This window comes from Rhabdonatronobacter sediminivivens (assembly GCF_013415485.1).
GTDB lineage: Bacteria > Pseudomonadota > Alphaproteobacteria > Rhodobacterales > Rhodobacteraceae > Rhabdonatronobacter > Rhabdonatronobacter sediminivivens.
This window is the reverse complement of sequence record NZ_JACBXS010000027.1, coordinates 31,059-53,085: the sequence shown is the minus strand read 5'-3', so window position 1 is coordinate 53,085 and position 22,027 is coordinate 31,059. Positions and strand designations below refer to the sequence as shown.

Genomic DNA, 22,027 nt, shown 5'->3' with positions numbered 1-22,027 from the left:
ATGTCGGAGCGTCTCATGCCCAAGGTATGACACACCCTGCAGCCGTTGGGAATCTTGCGTCAGGTGACGAACACTAGGTGCGAAGGGTGCGACGCTGGAGGGTCATCCCTTGATCTGAAAGAGAACAGAAATCGGGCGCGATCCGCGACCTGACAGCCATGAAGATGTCGTTAGTCAGAAAGTGTAATCTTTTCAGAAACTTGGTAAATTAATGGCCGGACCGAAAAATAACTCTTGACACGGTGCGCAGCAAAAACCGCCGTTTTGCGCACTCATATGCCCGTCATACAAGATAAGAAAGCCATGGCGATCCCGGCAGGACTCGAACCTGCAACCATTCGCTTAGAAGGCGAGTGCTCTATCCGGTTGAGCTACGGGACCGTGATGCGCTTTGCCAGACGGTTCGCCCGAGACGGTTCTTATGCCACCTCCCTATAATGCCTCTGGCTTTCCTGTCCAGAGCTACCGCTTCGAAGTCGTCCGCTCGATCAGGCGAGCTACGGGCATGCGTCGGCTTTCACCCGGTCGGACCGGGGCGCCTTGGTCAATAGCGGCCGGGGTAGGGTGTGCGCAAGTCTGATTGCAGCCTGGGGCATCTGGACAAGGGCGGCGGGATGGCTAGTTTCCCGCGGGCATAACCTGTCGGAGGCTCCATGCTTGTTGTTCTTTCCCCCGCCAAGGCATTGGACTGGGAAACCCCTGAGCCGAACCTGAGCGCCACACCGCCGCGCTTTGCCGGGGAGACCGCCGAGCTTGTCGCCGCGGCGGGGGCGCTGGACGCGGATGCTTTGGGCGAGCTGATGAAGATCAGTGCAAATCTGGCGCGGCTGAACCGGGATCGATTCGCGGCCTTCCGGCAGGACCCCTGCCCCGAAGTCACCCGAAGCGCCGTATTTGCTTTTGCCGGTGATACGTACCGGGGTCTGGAAGCGCGCACCCTTGACCTGGATGCGCTGGACTGGGCGCGCGGGCATCTGCGTATCCTTTCGGGGCTGTATGGGGTGCTGCGGCCCGGGGATCAGATCCAGCCGTATCGGTTGGAAATGGGCAGCCGATTGCGCACCGCGCGCGGGCGCTCGCTCTATGATTTCTGGAGCGACCGGCTTGCCCGCACGCTCAACGAGGATGCCGCGCAGGTCGGGGCAGAGGTTCTGGTGAACTGTGCCTCGGTCGAATATTTCGCTGCGGTGGACCGCGATGCGCTGGCGCTGCGGGTGATCACCCCGGTCTTCATGGAGGACCGAGAGGGCGGGCCGCGAATCGTCAGTTTCCATGCCAAGCGGGCGCGGGGGGCGATGGCGCGCTTCATCATGGAAAACCGCATCGCCGACCCGGAGGCCTTGCAGGAGTTCGACGCGGGCGGTTACGCCCATGCGCCGGACCTGTCCGAGCCTGACCGCCCGGTCTTCATCCGCTGATCGCAGGCCACCGGCCCCGCGCTTTTCGCTTGAATGCGGAGGGCGCGGCGGTAGGCTGCGCCAGGCATTGGAAGAAGGATCACCCCCATGCGCAACCCGGTTGAACAACGCCTTGCCGATCAGGGGCTGGAACTGCCTGACGCGCCTGCTCCGGCAGCCAATTATGTGCCCTTTGTGCGATCCGGCGCGCTGGTGTTCGTGTCTGGCCAGATCAGCGCCGGGCCGGATGGTCTGGTCAAGGGCAAGCTGGGTGCGGATATGGCCGTCGAGCAGGGGGCGGAGGCGGCGAAGCTCTGCGCGCTTGCGCTCATTGCACAGGTGCGCGCGGCCTGTGACGGTGACTTGTCGCGGGTGCGGCAGGTGGTCAAGCTGACAGGTTTTGTCAACTCAACCCCGGATTTCACCGATCAGCCAAAGGTGGTGAATGGCGCGTCCGATCTGATGGTCGCGGTGTTCGGCGAGGCTGGGCGCCATGCCCGTGCCGCGGTTGGCGTGCCCTCGCTTCCGCTGGGTGTGGCGGTCGAGATCGAAGGCGTGTTCGAGATCGCCTGAAGCCGCGCCGCTCAGGGGGCGACCATGAAGCAGGTGCGTTGGCGCGCGCTCATCCGGCGGCAGGCCATGTCGGCCTCGTCCCGGGTCAGGCCGGCAAAGCTTGCTTCAAACCCGCCGGATTGCTGACGCACGCGGCGCAGGCCGTTTTCCAGGGCCACGGCTTCGGACAGGGCGGTCTGGATCAGGATGCGCTCGGCCTCGTGGCGCGAATTGAACCGGCCCAGCGATACGCCCCAGACCCGCCCGCTGGAGGTCGACACGCGTGAGACGATCTCGCTCCCGCCAGCGGCGGCGGCCTCGGTGACCATGGCGACCTGGGCGCGGTCATCGGTTGCGTCATCGTTCATGCTGGTCAGCTGGATCATGGCGTTGGGTGCTGGCCCGTCGGTGCTGGCCATATCGGCGGGGCGCGGTTCCGGGCGCAGGGCGGCGGCCGCAGGCGCGAAACTGGCGGCGACGGGTTCGACGTGGGCCTCATCGCTGGTCCCGGCCATGGCGATCGCACTGTCGATAGCATCCGTGTGGTCCTGATCCGGCGCGGACAGGCGGCCGTCATCTTCCAAGGCGGCGATGTCTTCTGCCGTGGCGGTGGAAAAGCCTGCGGCTGCCGCCAGGGCCAGCTGGACATCTTCGTCCACCGCGGGGGTCTCCTGCGTGTCCGGCGCTGCCTCGGCCAACAGGGTTTCGGGGCGCACAGGCGGGGTAACGGGGAGTTCGGCCAGCGCGATTCCCTCTTCCGTGGCGACAGGGGTGCGTTCCGGCTCGGCGGTGCTGGCCAGTTCGGACACAGCCTGCCCCACGCTTTGCTGAAGGGCCAGAAGCATCTCCTCGGCCGGTTCTGCTGCGGGGCGGGGCAGGGGGCGCGGGCTGCTTGACACGGTGGTCTGCAGCCGAACGGTCCGGTCTGGGGCGGGGCGGTCGCCGGTGCCTTGGGTCTGCCCCGAGGCAACAGCCCGCCCACCCTGATAGGCCGGGGTCGCCGGGGCGCGGGTGGCAACCCGGGTTTGCGCCCGGGCAAACCCCATGTCCAGCAACTCTGCCACATGGGCGTTGCGCGCCGCGCCTGAACTGCCACCGAACATGGTGGCGATGATCCGCACCCCGTTGCGTTCCGCCGAGGCCGTCAGGTTGAACCCGGCGGCGCGGGTGTAGCCGGTCTTGATCCCATCGGCCCCGCGATAGGCATCCAGCAGGCGGCGGTTGGTGTTGGGAACGGTGGCGATACCGGCATGATCAGACCGGCGCGCGAAGATATTGTAATACTGCGGAAAGTCAAAGTACAACTGCCGCCCCAGAATGGTCATGTCCCGCGCGGTGGACAGATGCCCTTGCGCGGTCAGACCGTGGGCATTGCGAAATGTGGTGTTCTCCATTCCCATGGCGCGGGCGGTGCGGGTCATGCGTTCGGCAAAGGCGGCTTCGCTGCCGGAAATGGCTTCGGCGATGGCGGTGGCGGCATCATTGCCGGAACGCAGCGCTGCCGCACGGATCAGGTAGCGCAGGGCGATGGACTGGCCCGCACGCACACCCAGGCAGGAACAGGGCGTGTTGGCGGCGTTGCTGCTGATCCGAACCGGGGTATCCAGGCTGATCTCGCCATGTTTCACGGCTTCAAAGGCGATATAGAGCGTCATCATCTTTGTCAGCGATGCCGGATGCAGCCGCGTGTCATGGTTGCGCGCAAAGATCACGCGCCCGTCGCGTGCATCCATCACCATGGCCGCATAGGGGGCACCGTAGGCCACACCGGAGGCCAGAAATAGCGATATTGCGAAAGCCGCCAGACACGCGAAACCGCGCATCACGGCCATGCTGCCGATTGCCATGTGTCTCACTGCCTCTTGCAAGCCCCGATTGTTATCTGTGGGGTCTTTGGAAAAGGCTAGCACACCGTTCGCTTGTGGAAAACCCCCTTATATCATGAGGTTCTGAGCCACATTTAAGCCATTTTCGCCTATCTTGTGCCGGTGCGGGCAAGGGTCACCAGATGCAGGAATGCCGGTGGTGCGACCTTTCAGGGGCTTGCGCAAAGGCATGAGCCTGGTCACCCTGCGCGTGGGAGCACTGGCAAGGAGCAGCGATATGGGATTGGTTCGGTTAACCGTTTCTTCGCCCAAGATTTGCCATATTGTTTCCATACTGGTTGCAACCGCGATGGCGGATCAACCGCCACGCCAACCCTAGAACCTGAGGCTTGAGATGCAGAAATCCATTATTGCAGCGGTGTTTGGCGCGCTTCTGGTGCCCATGATCCCCGCTTCGGCAAGCGCAAGTGCGATCGAATCGGCCTGCAATCGGTCGGATCGTCCGCAGGCCACGCGCGCGCTGTGTCGCTGTGTCGGATCGGTGGCGAATCAGACGCTGACCCGCGCCGAACAGCGCCGCGCCGCGCGATTCTTCCGCGATCCGCAACTGGCGCAGGATGTGCGCATGTCCCGCAGTGCGCGCGATAACGAATTCTGGACGCGCTACCGTGCCTTTGGGGCCGCCGCGGAGCAGCGCTGCTCATTCTGAGCGCAGGGATGCCAGCAGCGCGCGACTAGCGGCTTCGATCAGATCAAAGGTCCGGTCGAAGCCGCCGACCACATACGGGTCCGGCACATCGGTGACGGGAGTGGCGGCGTAGTGCAGAAACAGCCTGACCGGCACGGTATTGCCCCGCGGGCGCAGGGTTTCGATATCGCGCTGATTGCTGCGGTCCATGGCCAGGATAAGGTCGAAGCGATCAAAATCCGCCGGTGTGATCTGGCGTGCGCGCAGGTCGGAAATGTCATGTCCGCGCCGTGCCGCTTCGGCAGTGGCGCGGCGGTCCGGGGGCGTGCCGATATGCCAGTCTCCGGTTCCGGCGCTGTCGGTTGTCACCGTCAGCCCCTGCGCTGCCGCCATGTCACGAAAGACGCCTTCGGCCGTGGGCGAGCGGCAGATATTGCCAAGGCAAACGAACAGGATGCTGTGCGTATTCATGACGCCAGCTAAGCGCGCCTGCGGCCCGAAGGCAACAGGGTCCGGCGGGTGGCCGGACCCTGCGTGCTTTTGGGGTCAGTCGCCGTGGGAATGCCCGTGCCCGTCATCATGCCCGTCATCATGCCCGTGGGAATGACCATGATCCGCGGCACGTTCCAGGTCCACCGGCACCTCCAGCATGACTTCGCCGGCGTTTTCGAAGATCAGCGTCAGCGCGACCACATCGCCATGGGTCAGTTGCCGGGTCAGGCCCATGAACATGACGTGGTCGCCGCCCCGCACCAGCCCGTGCTGGCCACCGGCGGGAATGGCAAAGCCTTCTTCGACCTCGATCATGCGCATGACGCCCTGATCGTCTTCAAGATGGGTATGGAGTTCCACGCGCTGCGCCACCTCCGATTCTGCGGCGATCAACCGATCCTCGGCGGGCCCATGGTTTTCGATCACCATGAAGGCGGCGCCGGATTGCGCCATGATGGAACTGACCCGCGCGAAGGGGTCATGGATATGGATATCTGCAAAGGCAGGCGTGGAAAGAACCGCTGCAATGGCAGCGGGGAGCATGGGGAATTTCATGGTTCTGATCCTGTCTGAAGTTCGGGTTGAAGGGGTTCAGACAGAACGGGGCGGCGCGCGGGCACGGATGGGCTGGATGGGGTGTGCGGTTGCATGGACGCTGGCACCGGCAGCAAACCGCAGCGGGACCAGGGCGCCGACGGGGCCGGGGTTCTGCGTGCAGACCGCTGGGGTGGCCAGTGTCAGGGTGCAATCAGGGCAGGGGTGGGCCATGCCCGTGGGGTTGCCCTGTGCATCCAGCGCCACCGTTACCACACCCGTGCCGGTGCAGATGACGGCCTGATCCACGGCGGGTGACTGCCCCCGGGCAATGGCCGAGGTCACGCTGGTCAGCGCCAGAACGGCGACCAGGGCAAGGGCGGCACCAGGGGACAATGCACGGATCATGACCCGTTCTTACTGCAGGCTTCCGGCGGGGGGAAGGTTTGGTTGCGTCATGCGCTTGATTGCCGCAACATGCCCGGCGCTGCCCCCGGCAGCATCGGTGGCGAGCGTACGGGCATGCTCCAGCAGCGATTCGGGCGGCGCGATCTGATCCACCAGCCCCCAGGCCAGTGCGGTTTCAGCGTCAATCCTTGCGCCAGCCATCAGGATCATGCGCGCCCGCGCCGGGCCCAGCAGCGCCACCAGCCGCCCCGGGTCCGAGGGCTGCGGCAGGAAGCCCAGCTTCATCACCGGATAGAAGAAGCGCGCCTGCGGCACTGCCAGGCGCAGGTCGCAGGCCAGTGCCATGCCAAAGGCGCCCCCGGCCAGCGCGCCGTTCAGGGCCGCGATGGTCAGGCAGGGCAGATCGGCGATGCGCCCGGACAATGCCTCCCACAGGGGAGAGGTCGCAAGGCCCCCACGCGCGGCCTCCAGGTCGGCGCCGGCGCTGAACTGCCGCCCCGCACCCGTCAGGATCAGCGCGCGTACCTGATCAGCCCGGGCCTGGTCCACGGCCTCGATCAGCGCCTCCAGCATGGGGCCGGTCAGGGCGTTGGCTTTCTCGGGGCGGTTGAGGGTCAGAACGCGGATCGGCGCGCAATTGTTCGACAGGATCACGAGATCAGGCCCAGCCGCTTGCGAATCGGCTCCTCGCGCAGGGACACCTCGCGCCCGATCCAGCCGTCGGCATCGGCGGTGCACATCCACAAGAGCGCCTGCGCGGGCCATTCGGGCGGGATATGCGCGGACCAGTCCAGTTGGCTGACCGCGTTGATGCCGCTGTCGCGTATGCGTTCCTGCATGTTGGTCGCCACGGTGCCCGGTGACAGGCTGAGCACCCGAATGCCCCGGCCCCGGGTTTCCACATCGGCCACGCGCCCCAGCATCAGCGCCCCGGCCTTGGAGGTGCAATAGGCGGCCCAGCCTTCGAGCGGATTATAGGCCGCGCCGGAGCCCACGGTGATGATGGTGCCACCTCCGCGGGCGATCATGCCGGGCAGGGCGGCGCGCATGCCGTGGAACACGCCCTTGATGTTGATGTCGATAAGCTGGCCCCAGGCCTCGGGGTCGCTGTCGGCAATGGGGGCAATGGGGTCGATTACGCCTGCGTTGTTGATCAGCACATCCAGACGGCCGTGTTCGGACTCCATCCGTGCCACCGCCGCGGTGACCGAGGCATAATCGGCCACGTCACAGGGCAGGGCCAGCGCGCCGGTTTCCCCGGCCAGTTCGGCCAGGCTGTCGGCGCTGCGCGCGGCCAGGCCCAGTTTCGCCCCGGCCCGGGCAAAGGCGCGAGCCGCCTCGGCGCCGATTCCGCGGCTGGCGCCGGTGATCAGGACGGATTTGCCGTTCAGGCTGGCCGTGTCGATGGGCATGGGGAGGCTCCGGGTTGATCAGGTGACTTGGCGCAAGTTAGGACGAGAGCGGGCGAAGGGGAAGCGCCCGATGGCTGAAAACCGCGCGGGCCCGAGCTTTGGGGTCGGTGCCGAGAAGATGGCCACCCCGGCCGGAAGGACCCGCATGATTCGTAGCTTTGTCGCCCTGACCCTGCCCCAGGATATCCGCAGCGCGCTGGTGCTGACGCAGATGGCGCTGCCGGTGCCGCGCCGGGTTGCGCCCGAGAACCTGCATCTGACGCTGGCGTTTCTGGGCGAGCTGTCGCATCCGGTTCTGGACGAAGTGCACGCGGCCCTGTCCGATCTGCGCGCGCCCGCGTTCGATCTGCGCCTGCGGGGGCTGGGGCTGTTCGGAGGCAAGCGCCCACGCAACCTTCATGCGGGGGTGGCGCCGGAACCGGCGCTGGAACATCTGCAGGCCAAGGTGGCGCAGGCCGCGCGCCGCGCCGGGGTGACGCTGGAGGCGCGCCGCTTTGTCCCCCATGTCACGCTGTCGCGCTTTTCCCCCGAGGCCGCCGACCTGCCGAGGCTGGAGCAGGCGGTGGCCGCAGCGGGGCTGTTGAGCGCGGGGCCGTTCCGGGTGGACCATTTCGCGTTGATGCGGTCCTGGCTGCGTCAGCCGGAGCCGGAGTATGACGTGTTGGCCGAGTATCCGCTGCTGCCCTGATGCCGGCGCTTCTGGATGAGGGGGGAAGCGCCCCCGGGCCGCGCCCACCCACCCACCCTGCGCGCCCCGGGGGCGCTGACCGGCGCGGCGCCGGTCAGGGTGCCGGGTGGCGTCCGGTGTTACCAGATCTGATCCGGTTTCAGAGGGTTGGCGCTGAGGTTCAACGCGCCGAGGTTGCGCAGGCGATGCTCGGCGGCTTCGGCCAGGGCCTGGGCGTCATGCAGGGCGCGGTTGAGCCAATCGGCGGCCTGCACCGTCAGCAGGCGGCGGGCGAGGTGTTCTTCGCCCTGATCGAGCAGTATTTCGGCGGAGCGCAGCACGGCTGGCAGGTCGGCGGCCAAGGTGGCCTCGGCCCGGCGGGCGTGGTCGAACAGCTCGGCCAGCAACGGGTCCTGCAACTGAAAGGCCAGATGCATCAGGCGCTTGTGCACGGCAAAGGCGGAATGTGTGACCTCGGCCCCCTGGGGCACATGGCTGATGGTATCGCCGTTGCGCCCGGCGTGGCGGGCATCAAGGAACCGCGCGCTTTCACCGGTGGTCAGGTAGCGGTGGGGGCCGTATTCCAGCGGCACATCGGTCATGCCCATGAAGACCGGCACCAGCGGCGCTGTCACCGGCCCCACCGGCGCGTGCCACATCACCCGCAGCGCGTCATGCGCGGGGTGCATCAGCGGCACCACCTGGCCATAGCCGGCTGTGTCACCGGTCAGCCGTTCGGTGGCGATGGACCAGATCACATCAGGCAGGGTGATCTTTTCAGGGCGGGCCGCGCGCTGGCACATTTCATCCTCGATCCAGGCGACACCGTCCCAGCGGCCCTTGCCATCGCCATAGACGGCGTTGACATCGAGCGGACCCTGCGCGGGGTCATACCAGCCCTGTTGCACCGCGAAATCGGTGAAGTGATCGGGGAACAGAAAATCGGCGGTGGGATGGTCGGGGATGGTGCCGATATAGCCGGGGCGGCTGGCGCGGATGCTGTCCGGGCCCAGCCGCTCGGCCACCCAGAGCTTCTGCGCGCCGGCGAATTCGATCACCACCCAGGCCTCGTCAGGGTCGGCGATGATATGGGAATTGCCACCGTAGCAGGAATAGCCATGCGCGGCGATCAGCGCGGCGATCAGGTCCACCCCTTCGCGGGCCGTGCGCGCACGTTCCAGCACCAGACGGGCCAGGTCCGAATAATTCGGCCCGCGCTGGTCCGGGGGCGTCATGTCGACCAGTTCCTTGCGCGAGGTTGACCAGATATCGCGCACCGCCACGCCATGTTCGTTCAGCCCGCCATTGGTGATCGGCGCGGGCACGCCCAGGTAATAGCTGTAGCTGACGCGCAGGTGGCGGAAGGTCTGGGGCACCTGGGGGATGGTGCTGCGCTGGCCGGGCAAATCAGCGGCGGGCGAGACACCGACCTCGATCACTGCATCTGGGGCATGTTCGGCACGCGGGGCAATTTCCAGCCAGTGGCTGGAGGGTTCATCGCCGTACCCGGCCAGCCATGCGTGACCATCGGCGCTGTGGTTGCGCCCGATATAGATGCCGTAGCTCATGCGTCCTCGGGAAGTGGATAGTGACAGGAGACTGCGCGCGTGCCTGCCGCGTCCAGCGCGGGCACGCGGTGGGCGCAATCCGAGCGTGCGACAGGGCAGCGGGTGTGAAACTCGCACCCGGGCGGGCGGGCGGTCAGGGCCGGGGTTTCGCCCGACAGGATGATCCGTTCGCGCCGGGCGGTGGGGTCCGGTTCAGGGTTCGCGGACATCAGGGCGGCGGTGTAAGGGTGGCGCGGGCGCTCCATGATCGCCGCGACCGGGCCGATCTCCACGATCCGGCCCAGATACATCACCGCAATCCGGTCGGCGATGTGGCGCAGGATGTTCAGGTTATGGGTGATGATCACCGTCGTCAGCCCGTGGTCGCCCTTGATCCGGTTCAACAGGTTCAGGATTTCCCCCTGCACCGACACATCCAGCCCCGCCGTGGGTTCATCCGCCAGCACCAGCGCGGGGTTGAGCGCCAGCGCCCGGGCGACGCCCACGCGCCGCGCCTGCCCACCGGAAAGCTGGTGCGGGTAGCGGTGCAGGAAATCGGCATTCAGCCCGGCATCGCGCAACAGCTCGGTCGCCTTGGCCGTGGCATTGTCCACGCGCAGCCTGTGAATGGCGAAGGGTTCCAGCACCAGATCGCGCACGGTCTTGCGCGGGCTGAGCGAGCCGACCGGGTCCTGGAACATCATCGCCATCTGGCGGCGGGTGGCGTGCCAGTCGGGGCGCGCATGCAGGGCGGTGTCGTTGAACCAGACCTCACCCCCGGCAAGGGGTAGCAACCCGTTGATGGCACGGGCGAGCGTGGTCTTGCCCGAGCCGGATTCGCCCACGATGGCCAGGGTTTCGCCCCGCTGCACGGAAAGCGAGATGCCGTTGAGCGCCTGCACCCGGCGCTCGGCGGACGGGGCCATGAGTGCCTTCAGGCCATGGAGGGCGGGAAACTCCACCACCACATCGCGCAGGGTCAGGATCGGCGCGCTCATGCCGAGACCTCGGCCGCGAAATGGCAGAGCGCCCAATGGGCCCCGCGCAGGGCTACGCGGTCCGGGCGGGTGCGGCATCTTTCTGCGGCGCGGTCGCAGCGGTCCCGAAAGATGCAGCCCGCGGGCGGGTCGGTCAGGTCTGGCAAATCGCCGGGGATGGACGGGAGTTGCGCCACCCGCGTCTTCATCCGGCCCGGGTCACATTCGATCAGCTTGGCGGTATAGGGATGGCCGGGGCGCTGGAACACATCTGCAACGGGGCCTTCCTCGACCGCTTCGCCCGCATACATGACCACCACCCGGTCGCAGAGTTCCGCTATCACCCCCAGATGGTGCGAGATGAAGAGGATCGCGCAGCCGATTTCCTGCTGAAGCTCCTTCAGCAACTCGATGATCTGCACCTCCAGCGTGGCGTCCAGCGCGGTGGTGGGCTCGTCGGCGATCAGCAGGCGGGGGCGCATCAGCACCGCCATGGCGATGGCCACGCGCTGGCGTTGCCCGCCCGAAAGCTCATGCGGATAGGCGTCCAGCTTGGCCGCAGGGTCCGGCAGGCCCACGCGGCCCAGCATCTCGGCGGCCATGCGGCGCTTTTCCGCGGTGCTGCGCTTTTCGCGGTATTGGATATCGTGCATCTGCCGTCCGATGGTCAGCACCGGGTTGAGCGAGGTCATGGGATCCTGAAACACCACCGCAATATCGCGTCCGCGCAGGTCGCGCAGACGGCGCGCGCGGGCGCCGATCAGATCCTCGCCCTCCAGCCGGATGGCGCCGCTGGCGATGCGGGCGTTTTCCGGCATCAGTTGCAGCAGCGCGTTGATCAGCGTGGATTTGCCGCAGCCGGATTCGCCCACGATCCCCACGATCTGCCCAGGCGGCACGTCCAGCGCCACATCGCGCAGGGCCTGCAGCGCGCCCTCGCGGGTGGCGTAATGGACCGTCAACCCGTCCACATTCAGGGTGTCGGTCATCGTGATTTCCTCAGTTTCGGGTCAAGCTGGTCGCGCAGCGCCTCGCCCAGAAAGGTGAAGCCAAGCGTGACCAGGATCAGCGGCAGCCCCCCGGCAATGATGATCCAGGGCGTGTTGCGGATATAGTCGAACCCGTCCTTCAGCGTGGCGCCCCAGCTGGGCGTGCCGGGCGGCACACCGATGCCCAGAAAGCTCATGCCGGCCTCGATGGTGATCACCACCGGCAGGTTCATCGCCGCCAGGATAAAGAACGGCCCCAGCACATTGGGCAGCACATGGTGGAACACGATCCGCCCGAAGGATGCCCCCATGGCGCGTTCGGCCAGGATGAATTCGGCATTCTTCAGCGATAGCGTCTGCGTGCGCACCACCCGCCCGTATTCGGCAAAGGAGGTGATGACCACCACGATGATCACCGTGGACAGGCCCCGGGGCATCAGTGCCGCCAGCGCCAGCGCCAGGATGATGGTGGGATAGGCCCGCAGCGTGTCGAAGATGAACAGCAGCAGATTGTCCAGCCAGCGCGGCCCGAACCCCGCGATCATGCCCAGAACCAGCCCGATCAGCCCCGATATGGTCACCGCCGTCAGCGCTACATAAAGCGCGATACGGCTGCCCTGGGCCAGCCGTGAAAACGTGTCCCGCCCTAGATTGTCGGTGCCCAGCCAGTAGGTTGATGACGGGGGCGCAAAGCGGTCCGCCAGGTTCATCGCCGTATGATCATGGGGCGAAATCACATCGGCAAAGACCGCGATTGCGACCAGCGCGGTGATGATGATCAGCGCCACCACGGCCATGGGGTCGGCCATCAATCGGCCCGCGAGGGTATGGCGAAAGCTCATGATTTCACCCTGTGGCGCGGGTCCAGCGCGGCATTGACCAGATCGGCGATCAGCGCGCAGGTGACAAAGAAGCCAATGGCCACCAGCATGGAGCCCATCACCACCGGGTAATTCCGCCCCGAAACACTGTCATAAATGAGCGAGCCAAGCCCGGGGCGCGAGAACACGATCTCGGCAAACACCGCCGAGGACAGCATCCCGCCGATCCCTACGCCCAGCACCTGCACCGCCGGCAGGATGGCCAGCCGCAGGGCATATCCGTAGATGACAGTCCGGCGCGGCAGGCCAAAGGCGCGGGCGGTGCGGATGTAATTCTCGCCCAGGGTTTCCAGCATCGAGGCCCGCACGATCCGCGCCACATACCCCACCCAGGCCAGCCCGATGGCAAAGGAAGGCAGCGCCAGATGATACAGGCGGCTGAGGATGTCGCCCGGCTCTCCGGCGCCGATGGTGGGGAACCAGCGCAGGGTCACGCTGAACAGCAGCAGCGAATAGAGCGCCACCACGAAAGAGGGCGCCGCGATGAACCCGACCGAGATCACCCCCGTCACCCGGTCCAGCCAGCTGTTGCGATTGTCGGCGGAAAACGCGCCCAACAGGATGCCCAGGCTGGCCGACCAGAAGATCGCCCCGAAAACCAGCGCCATGGTATGCGGCAGGGCGCTGAACACGGCCTCGGCGACGGGGCGGTTGCGGTTGTAATCCATGCCCAGATCGCCGGTGAGCACGCGGCCCCAGAAATTGGCGATCTGCACCAGAACCGGATCATCCAGCCCCATGTTGGCGCGAAAGGCCGCGCGCAATTCCGGCGTGGCGCGCGGGCCCAGCAGCACCGTCGTGGGATCCCCCGGCAGGGTGATCATGATGGTGAACAGGGCTGATATGGCAACAAAGACAATGGCCAACGCCAGCAGAACACGCTGAAAGGCGTATTGCAGCATCAGGGCTCCCCCAGTGGCAACCCTGGCCCGTCCCGCATGTTCAGGACGGGCCAGGAGGCAGATCAGGCGCGGCGGAAGAACTGCACCAGCGGCAGGCCATCCGGACGGGTGGCGGGGGCGATGCTGTCAGCGAACAGGTTGGCGGTCACCCCATGGGTCAGGAAGCGGTAACCGCCTGACTCTTCCATCAGGTCCTGCATGCGCCGATACATCTCGTCGCGCAGATCGGGGTCGGTTTCGGACAGGGCCTCGTCATGCAGACGGTCGAATTCCTCACTCGAGAACTGCTCCCAGTTCCAGTCGCCGATCTGGTCGGACACGAACCAGGCGGTGGCGTAATACGGGTCCGGGGTCATCGAGAAGCGCTTGATCGTCAGCTCCAGATCCTGCCAGCGGTCGCCATCGGCGGCGACGCCCAGGCTCCAGAATGACCCCGATTCGTGCACGCTGATGTTCAGGTCGATCCCCGCCTGCGCCATCATCGCCTGCATCACCTGCGCCGCCGTGGTGTGGGTGACATTGTTGAGCACGTCGATATTGATTTCCAGCCGGTCGATCCCGGCCTCGTCCAGCAATTCGCGCGCGCGGGCGAAATCGGCCTGTGGCGGGATCAGGGTTTCGGGGCGGTGCCCGATCAGCCCCGGTGCGATGATGCCGGTGGAGGGCTCGGCCACGTCGAAGAACGCCGCCTGCATGATCGAGGGCACGTCGATGGCGTGCATGATCGCCTGGCGCACGCGCTCATCTTCGAACTTCGGATGCTGCACGTTCAGCCCGACCCAGTGATAGAACAGCGCCGGGTGCACGGTCATCCGGGACCCTGCGGGCGGATTGTCACGCAGCCGCTGGACTGAACCGGCGCCGATGGATGTGAAATCGACATCGCCCGCGTCCTTGGCGATTTCGGCTGCCGAATCGTCCACAACAACGATCAGGTCCACCCGCTCGAAATCGGCGGGCGTGCCCGAAAACTCGGGGTTGCGTTCCAGAACCCAACGCTCGCCCAGCCGGTGTTCCACCACGCGATAGGGGCCCGAGACGGCAGGCGGCACGGCGGTCGTGATCTTGCCGCCTGCGGCCTCGACCGCTTCCTTGCAGATCACGGTGCCGGCCAGATAGGGCAGGGCGATGGTCCAGAGCGGTGCAAAGGGCCGGTCCAGATGGATGATGCCGGAATAAGTCCCGGTCACTTCGACATGGGTGAAGCTGCCCAGGTCAGGCTTGATGCGGGAGTTGTTCTCCTCGACCATATGGCGGTCCATCGAGAATTTGACATCCTCGGCGGTGATCTCGCCATAGCCGTCGGACCACATCTGGCCTTCCTTCAGGCGGAATTCGATGGTGGTGGGGCTGGTCTGCTCGATGCTCTCGGCCAGATCAAGCTGCCAGTCCCATTCCTCGCCCGGGACATACTGGATCAGCTTGCGATAGATGCAGCCATACAGCAGCTCTTCCAGAAAGCCCGAGGCATCGAGCGGATCATAGTCATCGGGTTCCAGATAAGCACGGACATTCAGGCGGCTGCCATCCGCCCATGCGGCGACGGGGATCATCGCGCCGACGCTGAGCGCGGCGGCGCCGGCCATGAGCTGACGCCGAGTCACGTTGGAGAACGGGGCAGAGGGTCTGGTCTTTGTCATCAGAGGCTCCCGGTTTGGTGGACCGGCGCGGCGCTGCGCGTTCCGGCCATTATGTTATCGACGCATCGTGCAGGCCATGCTTGCGTCGGTGCAACTGCGCATTGGGGGCGATGCAGATGTTTCCGACGCGCAACTTGCGTCAGATCGCGTCAGGCGGGCAGCTCCAGTGCGGTCAGCATATGCTGCCCCTCGCCCCCCACAGCCAGCATCCGCGCGATATGCCGGGGCAGTGCGGCGCTGTCCGCCGCAAAGATGCCGGTCTGCGCCATGGCGGGGCGTAGATTGATCTGCGGGCCCAGGTATTCCAGAAACACCTGCGCGGCAAAGGGGGACCGCGCGCTGCGTCCCTGCACGCCAAGGGTCATGCCGGTCAGGAATTCCGGCACCTCGCCCGCCGCCGGGAACAGGATCGTCTGCGACAGCGACCGCAGCGCGTTGGAATTGTGGTCGGTGATGAATATCCGCCCGCCCAGCATGAGCGCGACACCGATGTAGCGGATGAAATGCGACCGCCCCAGGGGGCTTTCCTCGGGCTGGATACGTTCCGACAGGCGCGTGTAATAGACGCCCTTGTACCCGGCGATCCGCAGCACCGAGCGCCGGATCATCCCGGGGCGTGAGGGGGTGTAGTAGTAGTAGAAGTAATAGCCGCAATAGGGCCGCAGACTGTCCACCGAACTGGCGATCATCCGGTCGATATGCGTTGCCGCCGGACCCAGCGCGCGCAGCAGGTGGCGCGCCCGCGGGCGGAGAGACACCAGCTCGGCAAAGCGGCCATGGGGCATCATCAGCTCGGTCTCTTCCACGCCGAAATAGTCGCAGATACGCCGCATGTTCCGCGCCGAGGGGCGCGATGCCCCGCTGAGATACTTGGTGAATTGCTGGCGGTTGACGCCCAGCCCGCGGCAGACCTCGGCGATCGACGGGGCATAGCTGCACAAAAGCTTCAGGTTGCGCGCAATATTGTCCTGCATGGCGCAACCCTATCGGGTTGGCGCGCTCATGCAAGCGATATTGCGTCGGATCGCGTCAGTGCCTTGGCCCGATTACGGGCGGTCCCGTCACACCCGTCACACCCCGTCGCGCGGGATGGAGAAGTCCCAGTCGCGCCGGGTCAGGCATGTCTCACCCTCATATGCCTCCAGCCAGGCGGTGATGTGGAATTGCGTGGCGTCCGCGGTCATGACCGTATGGGTTTCCGTCCGCGTCTTCCAGGCGCCCCGACCGACGGTGAAGCTCCAATGCGTTTCATGGCGGGCGGACAGCGGGTCATCGGGGTGGATGTCCCAGATTTCGGTGATGACCTTGCCGACCTCCATCCCGGTGCTCTCCTGACGCGCGCAGCCGCCGTCGGTGATCAGCGTCAGGCGCTGTGTGCCATCGGGCAGCAGCTCCTCGTGCCGGTCAAAGGCTTCAGGGCGCAGCGGCGTTGCGCTGCCCTCGCGCGTCTGTTCCGGCGGGGCGAACTCTGGCGCGGGTTCCGCCAGTTCGGGGCGGATGGGCAGGTCCAGCGCGCAGCCCTGCGGGTCCAGCTCCAGTGTCAGCGGCGCGGCCGAGGGCCAGATCATCGGCCAGTAGGCGGTGGAGAGGGCCAGTCGCAGCCGGTGCCCGGCCGGCAGCCGATAGGCGATGTCATTGAACGCAACCTCAACCGTGACCGGTGCGCCGGGTGTCAGCGGGGTCACGCTGTCATGCCCGTCCCGATGCGTGAGGTTCAGCATCCCCATGGTGATGAAGGCCACGCTGCCATCCGGGCGCAGGTCGCCCAGCCGCGCCACCACAAAGCCGGTGGGCTGATCGGCGCGCAGCCGCAGGGTCAGCCTGGCGGCGCCGACGATATCCATGGGATCGCCCAGCGGCGCGCTGTCCAGCGTCAGGCACAGCGCGTCATCGGTGCGCTGGTCATCGGCCAGTTCGTCCAGGCTGCGCATTCCGGGGCAGAAGCGTTGCCCCGCCAGGCCCAGGGTCTGCGGGTTCCGGACCACCAGCGCGCCGCTGCCCGCGGTGCCGCCCAGCCCCTGCTCCGAAAGCTTCAGCACCTTGCGCCCGATGCGCGGCGAGGGCCAGGAGGGTTCGGCGATCCAGCGCCCCTTGCGCGCCAGCATGCGCCGCGCGGGTGGCTCGGAGTCCAGCATGAACATCCGATACCGCATGTCCGGGGTGGGGCCTTCGCCCTGCAGCCAGTGGTCTAACCAGGCCTTGACCTCCTGCAGGAAGCCGATGGCGGGCTCCGGCCAGGCGACATTGGGGTATTTGTGCGCCCAGGGGCCGTTGATCCCGGCCACCGGGGATGACAGCCCGGCGATGGTGCGTGGCACGGCATTGGAATAGGCATCGGCCCAGCCGCCCACGGCCAGGATCGCGGCCTTTACCGCGCCATAGTCCTCACAGACCGAGGCGCGCTGCCAATACGCATCGCGGCGCTGATGGGCCAGCCAGGTCTGGATATGCAGAGGCTGGTGCTGCAGCCGGTCCAGCCAGATGTCGCGCCATGCCGCGCCCACCACCTCAGGATCCGGCGGGCGCGAGGAATAGGCCAGCATCTGCGAGGACCAGCCCTTGTTTTCGGTCAGCAGGCAGCCGCCCATGTAATGGATGTCATCGGCATAGCGGTCATCGGTGAAGCAGATGGTGACAGCGGCCTTCAGCGCGGGTGGGGCCAGTTGCGCCAGTTGCAAACCGTTGAACCCGCCCCAGCTGATGCCGATCATCCCCACCGCGCCGCTGCACCAATCCTGCGCGGCCAGCCATGCGATGACCTGCAGACCATCCTCAAGCTCGGCCTTGGAGTATTCATCGGTCATGTACCCGCCCGAGTCGCCATTGCCGCGGATATCCACGCGCACACCGACATAGCCGCGCTGCGCCAGCCAGGCATGGGTCAGTTCATCGCGCGGCAGGGTGCCGTCCCGGCGGCGGTAGGGCAGGTATTCCAGCACCGCGGGCGCCGGAGCGGTCCGGGCCGAGTCCGGCATCCAGATGCGGGCGGCCAGGCGGGTGCCATCGGGCATGGGGATCCAGACCGGGTCCAGAACCTGATACCCCTGCCTGCTGCGTGTTGCTGCGTCACTTTCGGTCATTGCCTGCCCCTGTCCCTACAGCGCAAGCAAAGGCCGTGTCGCCCGGGGGTGCAATCGCGCGAACGGCGCGATTCTGACGCGATCAGACGCTATGGCTGACGCAGTCAGGGCGCGTGCAGGCGCCGAACCCGGGCGGAGATCAGTAGATATAGCGGATCTGATCCGTCCAGAACCGTTCCAACCGCTTGAGCGTATGGTTCAGTTCCTCCAGCCGTTGCAGGTCCATGACCTGCTGTTCGGTCAGACTTTCGGCATGGCGGGCAAAGAGATTGGCAACGATGGCCCGCACCTCGCGCCCGCGGGCGGTCAGGCGCACGCGGACCGACCGGCGATCGATCACGCAGCGCTCATGGTGCATGTAGCCGATTTCCACCAGTTTCTTCAGGTTGTACGACACGTTCGAGCCCTGATAGTAGCCGCGCGATTTCAGCTCGCCTGCTGTCACTTCATTGTCGCCGATGTTGAACAGCATCAGCGCCTGCACCGCGTTGATGTCCAGGATGTTCAGCCGCTCGAACTCATCCTTGATGACATCCAGCAGCAACCGGTGCAGCCGCTCAACCAGCCCCAGACCATCCAGATAGCCCGCCAACAGGTCCTGCTGCGCCTGTCCTTTCACACCGGCATGAAAACTCATGATGATCTCCGTTTCCTGAGCCAGGAGACCGTAGCCCTGAAATCCCAAACTTTGCGTTAAACGGGGATCGCATTTTCGGAAAAATCACGCGCATTCTGCAATGCGGATCGGGTCAGACCGACAGAACCGCCTGCACGGCGCGTTGCCAATACGCGTAGTGCGCCTCGCGCCGGTCTGCGGCCATGGTGGGGGTGAACTGGCGTTCCACGGCCCAGCCCCGGGCGAATTCCTCCATGGCCGGATAGACGTCGGCGCCCTGTCCGGCCAGCCAGGCCGCGCCCAGGGCGGTGGTTTCCAGCACTTCGGGGCGGTCCACGGGGGCGCCGATGATGTCGGACAGGAACTGCATGGCGTAATCGCTGGCCGCCATGCCACCATCCACCCTGAGCGAGGGCTGCGCCCCTTCGCGCGCCCAGTCCGCCTGCATCGCCTCCAGCAGGTCACGGGTCTGAAAGCCCACCGATTCCAGCGCCGCGCGGGCAAACTCCGCGGGCCCCGAGTTGCGCGACAGCCCGAAGACCGCGCCGCGGGCTTCAGGCGCCCAATAGGGGGCGCCAAGCCCCACGAAGGCAGGGACCAAGATCAGCGATTGCGCCGGGTCCGCCGCTTCGGCAAGGGTTTGCGATTGGGGTGCGCTGCGGATGATCTGCAGCCCGTCGCGCAGCCATTGCACCACGGCCCCGGCGATGAAGATCGACCCTTCCAGCGCATAGGTGGGCGTGCCGTCCAGCTGATAGGCGATGGTGGTCAGCAGCTTGTTGCGCGAGGTCACCGGCGTGTCGCCCGTGTTCAGCACCGCGAAACACCCCGTGCCATAGGTGGATTTCAGCATTCCGGGGCGGAAACAGGCCTGACCGATGGTCGCTGCCTGCTGATCGCCCGCCACGCCCAGAATGGGGATTTCGCGGCCGAACAGGTCGGCGCGGGTCATGCCGAAGTCGGATGCGCAGTCGCGCACCTCGGGCAGGATCTCCATGGGAATGTCGAACAGATCGCAGATGGTGCGGCTCCAGCGGCCCTTGTGGATGTCATAGAGCATGGTGCGTGCGGCGTTGGTGGCGTCGGTGACATGCGCCTGGCCCCCGGTCAGGTTCCAGATCAGCCAGCTGTCGACCGTGCCGAAGGCCAGCTCACCCCGGCGCGCCCGGTCGCGTGCGCCCTCCACCTTGTCCAGGATGTATTTCACCTTGGTGGCCGAGAAATAGGGGTCCGCCAGCAGCCCGGTGCGCGCGGTAATCACCGGTTCATGCCCATTGTCGCGCAGGGTGGCGCAGAAATCGGCGGTGCGGCGGTCCTGCCAGACAATGGCCCTGTGGATGGGCCTGCCGGTCTGACGGTCCCAGATCACCGTGGTTTCACGCTGGTTGGTGATTCCGATCGCGGCAATGTCCTGGGCGCGCAGCCCGGCCTTTTCGATCGCCGCGCGGGCCGTGGCGGCGGTGGTGGACCAGAGGTCCGAAGGGTCATGCTCCACCCAGCCCGAGGCCGGGTAATGCTGGGGGAATTCCTCTTGCGCGACGGCAACGATCCGCATGTCTGGGCCAAAGACGATCCCGCGGCTGGAGGTGGTGCCTTGGTCCAGGGCCAGAATATGGGTCATGGGTGCGTCTCCGTTGCTGCAATAGGCGACCAGACTGTGGCAATTGCGGGGGGCGTGCAAGTCGCGTGGCGTCAGGGCGCGGGGGCGGTGGTCTGCTGCGCCATCCAACCGTCCAGTGCGCGGATCTGATCCGGGGTCAGCCGCAGCCCCAGCTTGCTGCGCCGCCAGACGATATCCTCGGCGCTGCGGGCGAATTCGCGGTCCATCAGCCAGCGCACCTCGGCTTCGGTCAGGGTGGCGCCGAAATCCCGGCCCAGATCGCGGGCCTTGGTGGCATCGCCCAGAATGGCGCGGGCCTCGGTCCCGTAGGCGCGGATCAGGCGCCGGGCCCAGAAATCGGACAGGAACGGATGAGCGCGCTGCAGGTCCGCCACCAGCGCGGGCCCGCCGTCATGCGCGAAACTCCCGCCCGGCAGGGCGGCACCGGCGGTCCAGTTTTCCCGCGCCAGGGGCAGGACGGTGCCGATCTTCTGCAGCGCGGATTCAGCCAGACGGCGATAGGTGGTGATCTTGCCGCCAAAGACATTCAGCACCGGCGCCCCGGCCGAACGGTCGATCTTGAGCGTATAGTCGCGCGTGGCCGCGGTGGCGGAACTGGCCCCGTCATCATAGAGCGGACGCACGCCAGAATAGCTCCAGACGACATCGTCGGCGGTGACCGGGTTCTTGAAATACTGGCTGGCAAAATTGCAGAGGTAATCGCGTTCCGCATCGGTGCAGGCGGGCGCGCGCGACGGGTCGTCATGTTCGGCATCGGTGGTGCCGATCAGGGTGAAATCCTGCTCATAGGGGATGGCAAAGATGATCCGCCCGTCCGTGCCCTGAAAGAAATAGCATTTCTCATGGTCATAGATCTTGCGCGTGACAATGTGGCTGCCGCGGACCAGCCGCACATTCTCCTGGCTGTTGAGCCGCAGCTTGCCATGGATCACATCGCCCACCCAGGGGCCGGTGGCATTGACCAGCATCTTCGCGCGCAGGGTCCGGCGCTCATCTGCAGTCTGGACCGTCACGGTCCAGATGCCGTCCTCAACCCGGGCCGAGGTGACCTCGGCCCGGGTCAGGATGGTTGCGCCACGGGCCTGCGCGTCGCGGGCGTTGAGCACGACCAGCCGCGAATCCTCGACCCAGCAATCGGAATATTCATAAGCCTTTGCAAACCGGTCCTGCAGCGGTGCGCCCTCAGGCGTGCCGGTCAGGTCCAGCGTGGCGGTGCCGGGAAGGATCTTGCGCCCGCCCAGATGGTCATAGAGGAACAGCCCCAGCCGGATCAGCCAGGCCGGGCGGCGCCCGCGCATCCAGGGCATGAAAATCGACAGCAGCTTCGAGGTCGGCGTGTCACTCTCGAACCGCATGTCCTTGTGATAGGGCAGCACAAAGCGCATGGGCCAGGAGATATGCGGCATGGCGCGCAGCAGGGTTTCGCGTTCGACAAGCGCCTCGCGCACCAGGCGGAATTCGAAATACTCCAGATAGCGCAGCCCGCCATGGAACAGCTTGGTTGAAGCCGACGAGGTGGCCCCGGCCAGATCACCCTTTTCCGCCAGCACCACCGACAGCCCCCGGCCCGCCGCATCGCGGGCAATGCCGCAGCCGTTGATCCCGCCGCCGATGATCAGCAGGTCATGGAGGGTATCACCATCGGGCAAGGCTTGCCGTGTATCGCTGGGCATGAAGGGCCTGTTCTGTTCCGGATAAGACCAGAGGAACGTAGCTGCGGGAGTGGAAACGCGCAATTGCAATCATGGACCGATGCTTGTATTTTCGCTTTTTGGGAAAGCGAAACCTTGAAGGGCAA

The 22,027-nt window shown here is 66.0% G+C and carries 21 protein-coding genes and 1 tRNA gene; 4 read left to right on the top strand and 18 right to left on the bottom strand.

What is annotated here, in order from left to right; translation table 11 throughout:
• Positions 1 to 304 precede the first annotated feature (304 nt).
• Positions 305 to 381 (bottom strand) — tRNA-Arg (locus HUK65_RS13015).
• Positions 382 to 653: 272 nt separating this feature from the next.
• On the opposite strand from HUK65_RS13015, the gene yaaA reads away from it, so the two are divergent.
• The gene (gene yaaA, locus HUK65_RS13010) at positions 654 to 1,418 is read left to right on the top strand and encodes a peroxide stress protein YaaA (protein WP_179906706.1); all 765 of its coding nucleotides are present in this window, start codon (positions 654 to 656) and stop codon (positions 1,416 to 1,418) included.
• An 87-nt stretch (positions 1,419 to 1,505) separates the two neighbouring features.
• Positions 1,506 to 1,970: a RidA family protein gene (locus HUK65_RS13005; protein WP_179906705.1), complete on the top strand. Its 465-nt coding sequence runs from the start codon at positions 1,506 to 1,508 to the stop codon at positions 1,968 to 1,970.
• A gap of 11 nt (positions 1,971 to 1,981) precedes the next feature.
• Here the strand turns inward: HUK65_RS13005 and HUK65_RS13000 are convergent, their stop codons facing one another.
• Entirely contained in the window at positions 1,982 to 3,796 is a 1,815-nt protein-coding gene (locus HUK65_RS13000; protein WP_407692433.1) for a serine hydrolase, read from the bottom strand.
• Between the two features lie 373 nt (positions 3,797 to 4,169).
• On the opposite strand from HUK65_RS13000, the gene HUK65_RS12995 reads away from it, so the two are divergent.
• Positions 4,170 to 4,484, top strand: coding sequence for a hypothetical protein (locus HUK65_RS12995; protein ID WP_179906704.1), 315 nt, complete (start codon positions 4,170 to 4,172; stop codon positions 4,482 to 4,484).
• On the opposite strand, the gene HUK65_RS12990 is transcribed toward HUK65_RS12995, so the two are convergent.
• The 5 genes from HUK65_RS12990 to HUK65_RS12970 form a co-directional block, all read right to left on the bottom strand.
• Positions 4,476 to 4,934 carry a low molecular weight protein-tyrosine-phosphatase gene (locus tag HUK65_RS12990; RefSeq protein WP_179906703.1) on the bottom strand — a complete coding sequence of 153 codons (459 nt, stop codon included), beginning with the start codon at positions 4,932 to 4,934 and terminating at the stop codon, positions 4,476 to 4,478. The genes HUK65_RS12995 and HUK65_RS12990 overlap by 9 nt on opposite strands.
• A gap of 75 nt (positions 4,935 to 5,009) precedes the next feature.
• A complete protein-coding gene (locus HUK65_RS12985; protein ID WP_179906702.1) occupies positions 5,010 to 5,510 on the bottom strand; it encodes a copper chaperone PCu(A)C in 501 nt (166 codons plus the stop codon).
• Between the two features lie 36 nt (positions 5,511 to 5,546).
• A complete protein-coding gene (locus HUK65_RS12980; RefSeq protein WP_179906701.1) occupies positions 5,547 to 5,897 on the bottom strand; it encodes a hypothetical protein in 351 nt (116 codons plus the stop codon).
• Positions 5,898 to 5,906: 9 nt separating this feature from the next.
• On the bottom strand, positions 5,907 to 6,551 hold the full coding sequence (locus HUK65_RS12975; protein WP_327787126.1) for an enoyl-CoA hydratase/isomerase family protein: 645 nt from the start codon (positions 6,549 to 6,551) through the stop codon (positions 5,907 to 5,909).
• The gene (locus HUK65_RS12970; protein WP_179906699.1) at positions 6,548 to 7,309 is read right to left on the bottom strand and encodes an SDR family oxidoreductase; all 762 of its coding nucleotides are present in this window, start codon (positions 7,307 to 7,309) and stop codon (positions 6,548 to 6,550) included. The genes HUK65_RS12975 and HUK65_RS12970 overlap by 4 nt, the downstream gene beginning before the upstream one ends.
• 145 nt (positions 7,310 to 7,454) lie before the next feature.
• Here HUK65_RS12970 and thpR point away from each other — a divergent pair, with 145 nt between their 5' ends.
• Positions 7,455 to 7,997 carry an RNA 2',3'-cyclic phosphodiesterase gene (gene thpR, locus HUK65_RS12965; protein WP_179906698.1) on the top strand — a complete coding sequence of 181 codons (543 nt, stop codon included), beginning with the start codon at positions 7,455 to 7,457 and terminating at the stop codon, positions 7,995 to 7,997.
• 119 nt (positions 7,998 to 8,116) lie between these two features.
• Here the strand turns inward: thpR and HUK65_RS12960 are convergent, their stop codons facing one another.
• The 11 genes from HUK65_RS12960 to glpD form a co-directional block, all read right to left on the bottom strand.
• Entirely contained in the window at positions 8,117 to 9,544 is a 1,428-nt protein-coding gene (locus HUK65_RS12960; RefSeq protein ID WP_179906697.1) for a C69 family dipeptidase, read from the bottom strand.
• On the bottom strand, positions 9,541 to 10,521 hold the full coding sequence (locus HUK65_RS12955; RefSeq protein ID WP_179906696.1) for an oligopeptide/dipeptide ABC transporter ATP-binding protein: 981 nt from the start codon (positions 10,519 to 10,521) through the stop codon (positions 9,541 to 9,543). The genes HUK65_RS12960 and HUK65_RS12955 overlap by 4 nt, the downstream gene beginning before the upstream one ends.
• Complete coding sequence (locus tag HUK65_RS12950; protein WP_179906695.1) at positions 10,518 to 11,489, bottom strand: ABC transporter ATP-binding protein; 972 nt, start codon at positions 11,487 to 11,489, stop codon at positions 10,518 to 10,520. The genes HUK65_RS12955 and HUK65_RS12950 overlap by 4 nt, the downstream gene beginning before the upstream one ends.
• Positions 11,486 to 12,331, bottom strand: coding sequence for an ABC transporter permease (locus tag HUK65_RS12945; protein WP_179906694.1), 846 nt, complete (start codon positions 12,329 to 12,331; stop codon positions 11,486 to 11,488). The genes HUK65_RS12950 and HUK65_RS12945 overlap by 4 nt, the downstream gene beginning before the upstream one ends.
• Positions 12,328 to 13,272 carry an ABC transporter permease gene (locus HUK65_RS12940; RefSeq protein WP_179906693.1) on the bottom strand — a complete coding sequence of 315 codons (945 nt, stop codon included), beginning with the start codon at positions 13,270 to 13,272 and terminating at the stop codon, positions 12,328 to 12,330. Before HUK65_RS12940 ends, HUK65_RS12945 begins: the two co-directional genes overlap by 4 nt.
• A gap of 62 nt (positions 13,273 to 13,334) precedes the next feature.
• Positions 13,335 to 14,912, bottom strand: coding sequence for an ABC transporter substrate-binding protein (locus tag HUK65_RS12935; protein WP_179906692.1), 1,578 nt, complete (start codon positions 14,910 to 14,912; stop codon positions 13,335 to 13,337).
• Between the two features lie 149 nt (positions 14,913 to 15,061).
• A complete protein-coding gene (locus HUK65_RS12930) occupies positions 15,062 to 15,886 on the bottom strand; it encodes a helix-turn-helix domain-containing protein (RefSeq protein ID WP_179906691.1) in 825 nt (274 codons plus the stop codon).
• A gap of 96 nt (positions 15,887 to 15,982) precedes the next feature.
• Positions 15,983 to 17,992, bottom strand: coding sequence for a CocE/NonD family hydrolase (locus HUK65_RS12925; RefSeq protein WP_179906690.1), 2,010 nt, complete (start codon positions 17,990 to 17,992; stop codon positions 15,983 to 15,985).
• 139 nt (positions 17,993 to 18,131) lie between these two features.
• Positions 18,132 to 18,629: a MarR family winged helix-turn-helix transcriptional regulator gene (locus tag HUK65_RS12920; protein WP_179906689.1), complete on the bottom strand. Its 498-nt coding sequence runs from the start codon at positions 18,627 to 18,629 to the stop codon at positions 18,132 to 18,134.
• A gap of 112 nt (positions 18,630 to 18,741) precedes the next feature.
• On the bottom strand, positions 18,742 to 20,229 hold the full coding sequence (glpK, locus tag HUK65_RS12915) for a glycerol kinase GlpK (RefSeq protein WP_179906688.1): 1,488 nt from the start codon (positions 20,227 to 20,229) through the stop codon (positions 18,742 to 18,744).
• Positions 20,230 to 20,300: 71 nt separating this feature from the next.
• On the bottom strand, positions 20,301 to 21,902 hold the full coding sequence (glpD, locus tag HUK65_RS12910) for a glycerol-3-phosphate dehydrogenase (RefSeq protein WP_179906687.1): 1,602 nt from the start codon (positions 21,900 to 21,902) through the stop codon (positions 20,301 to 20,303).
• Positions 21,903 to 22,027 lie beyond the last annotated feature (125 nt).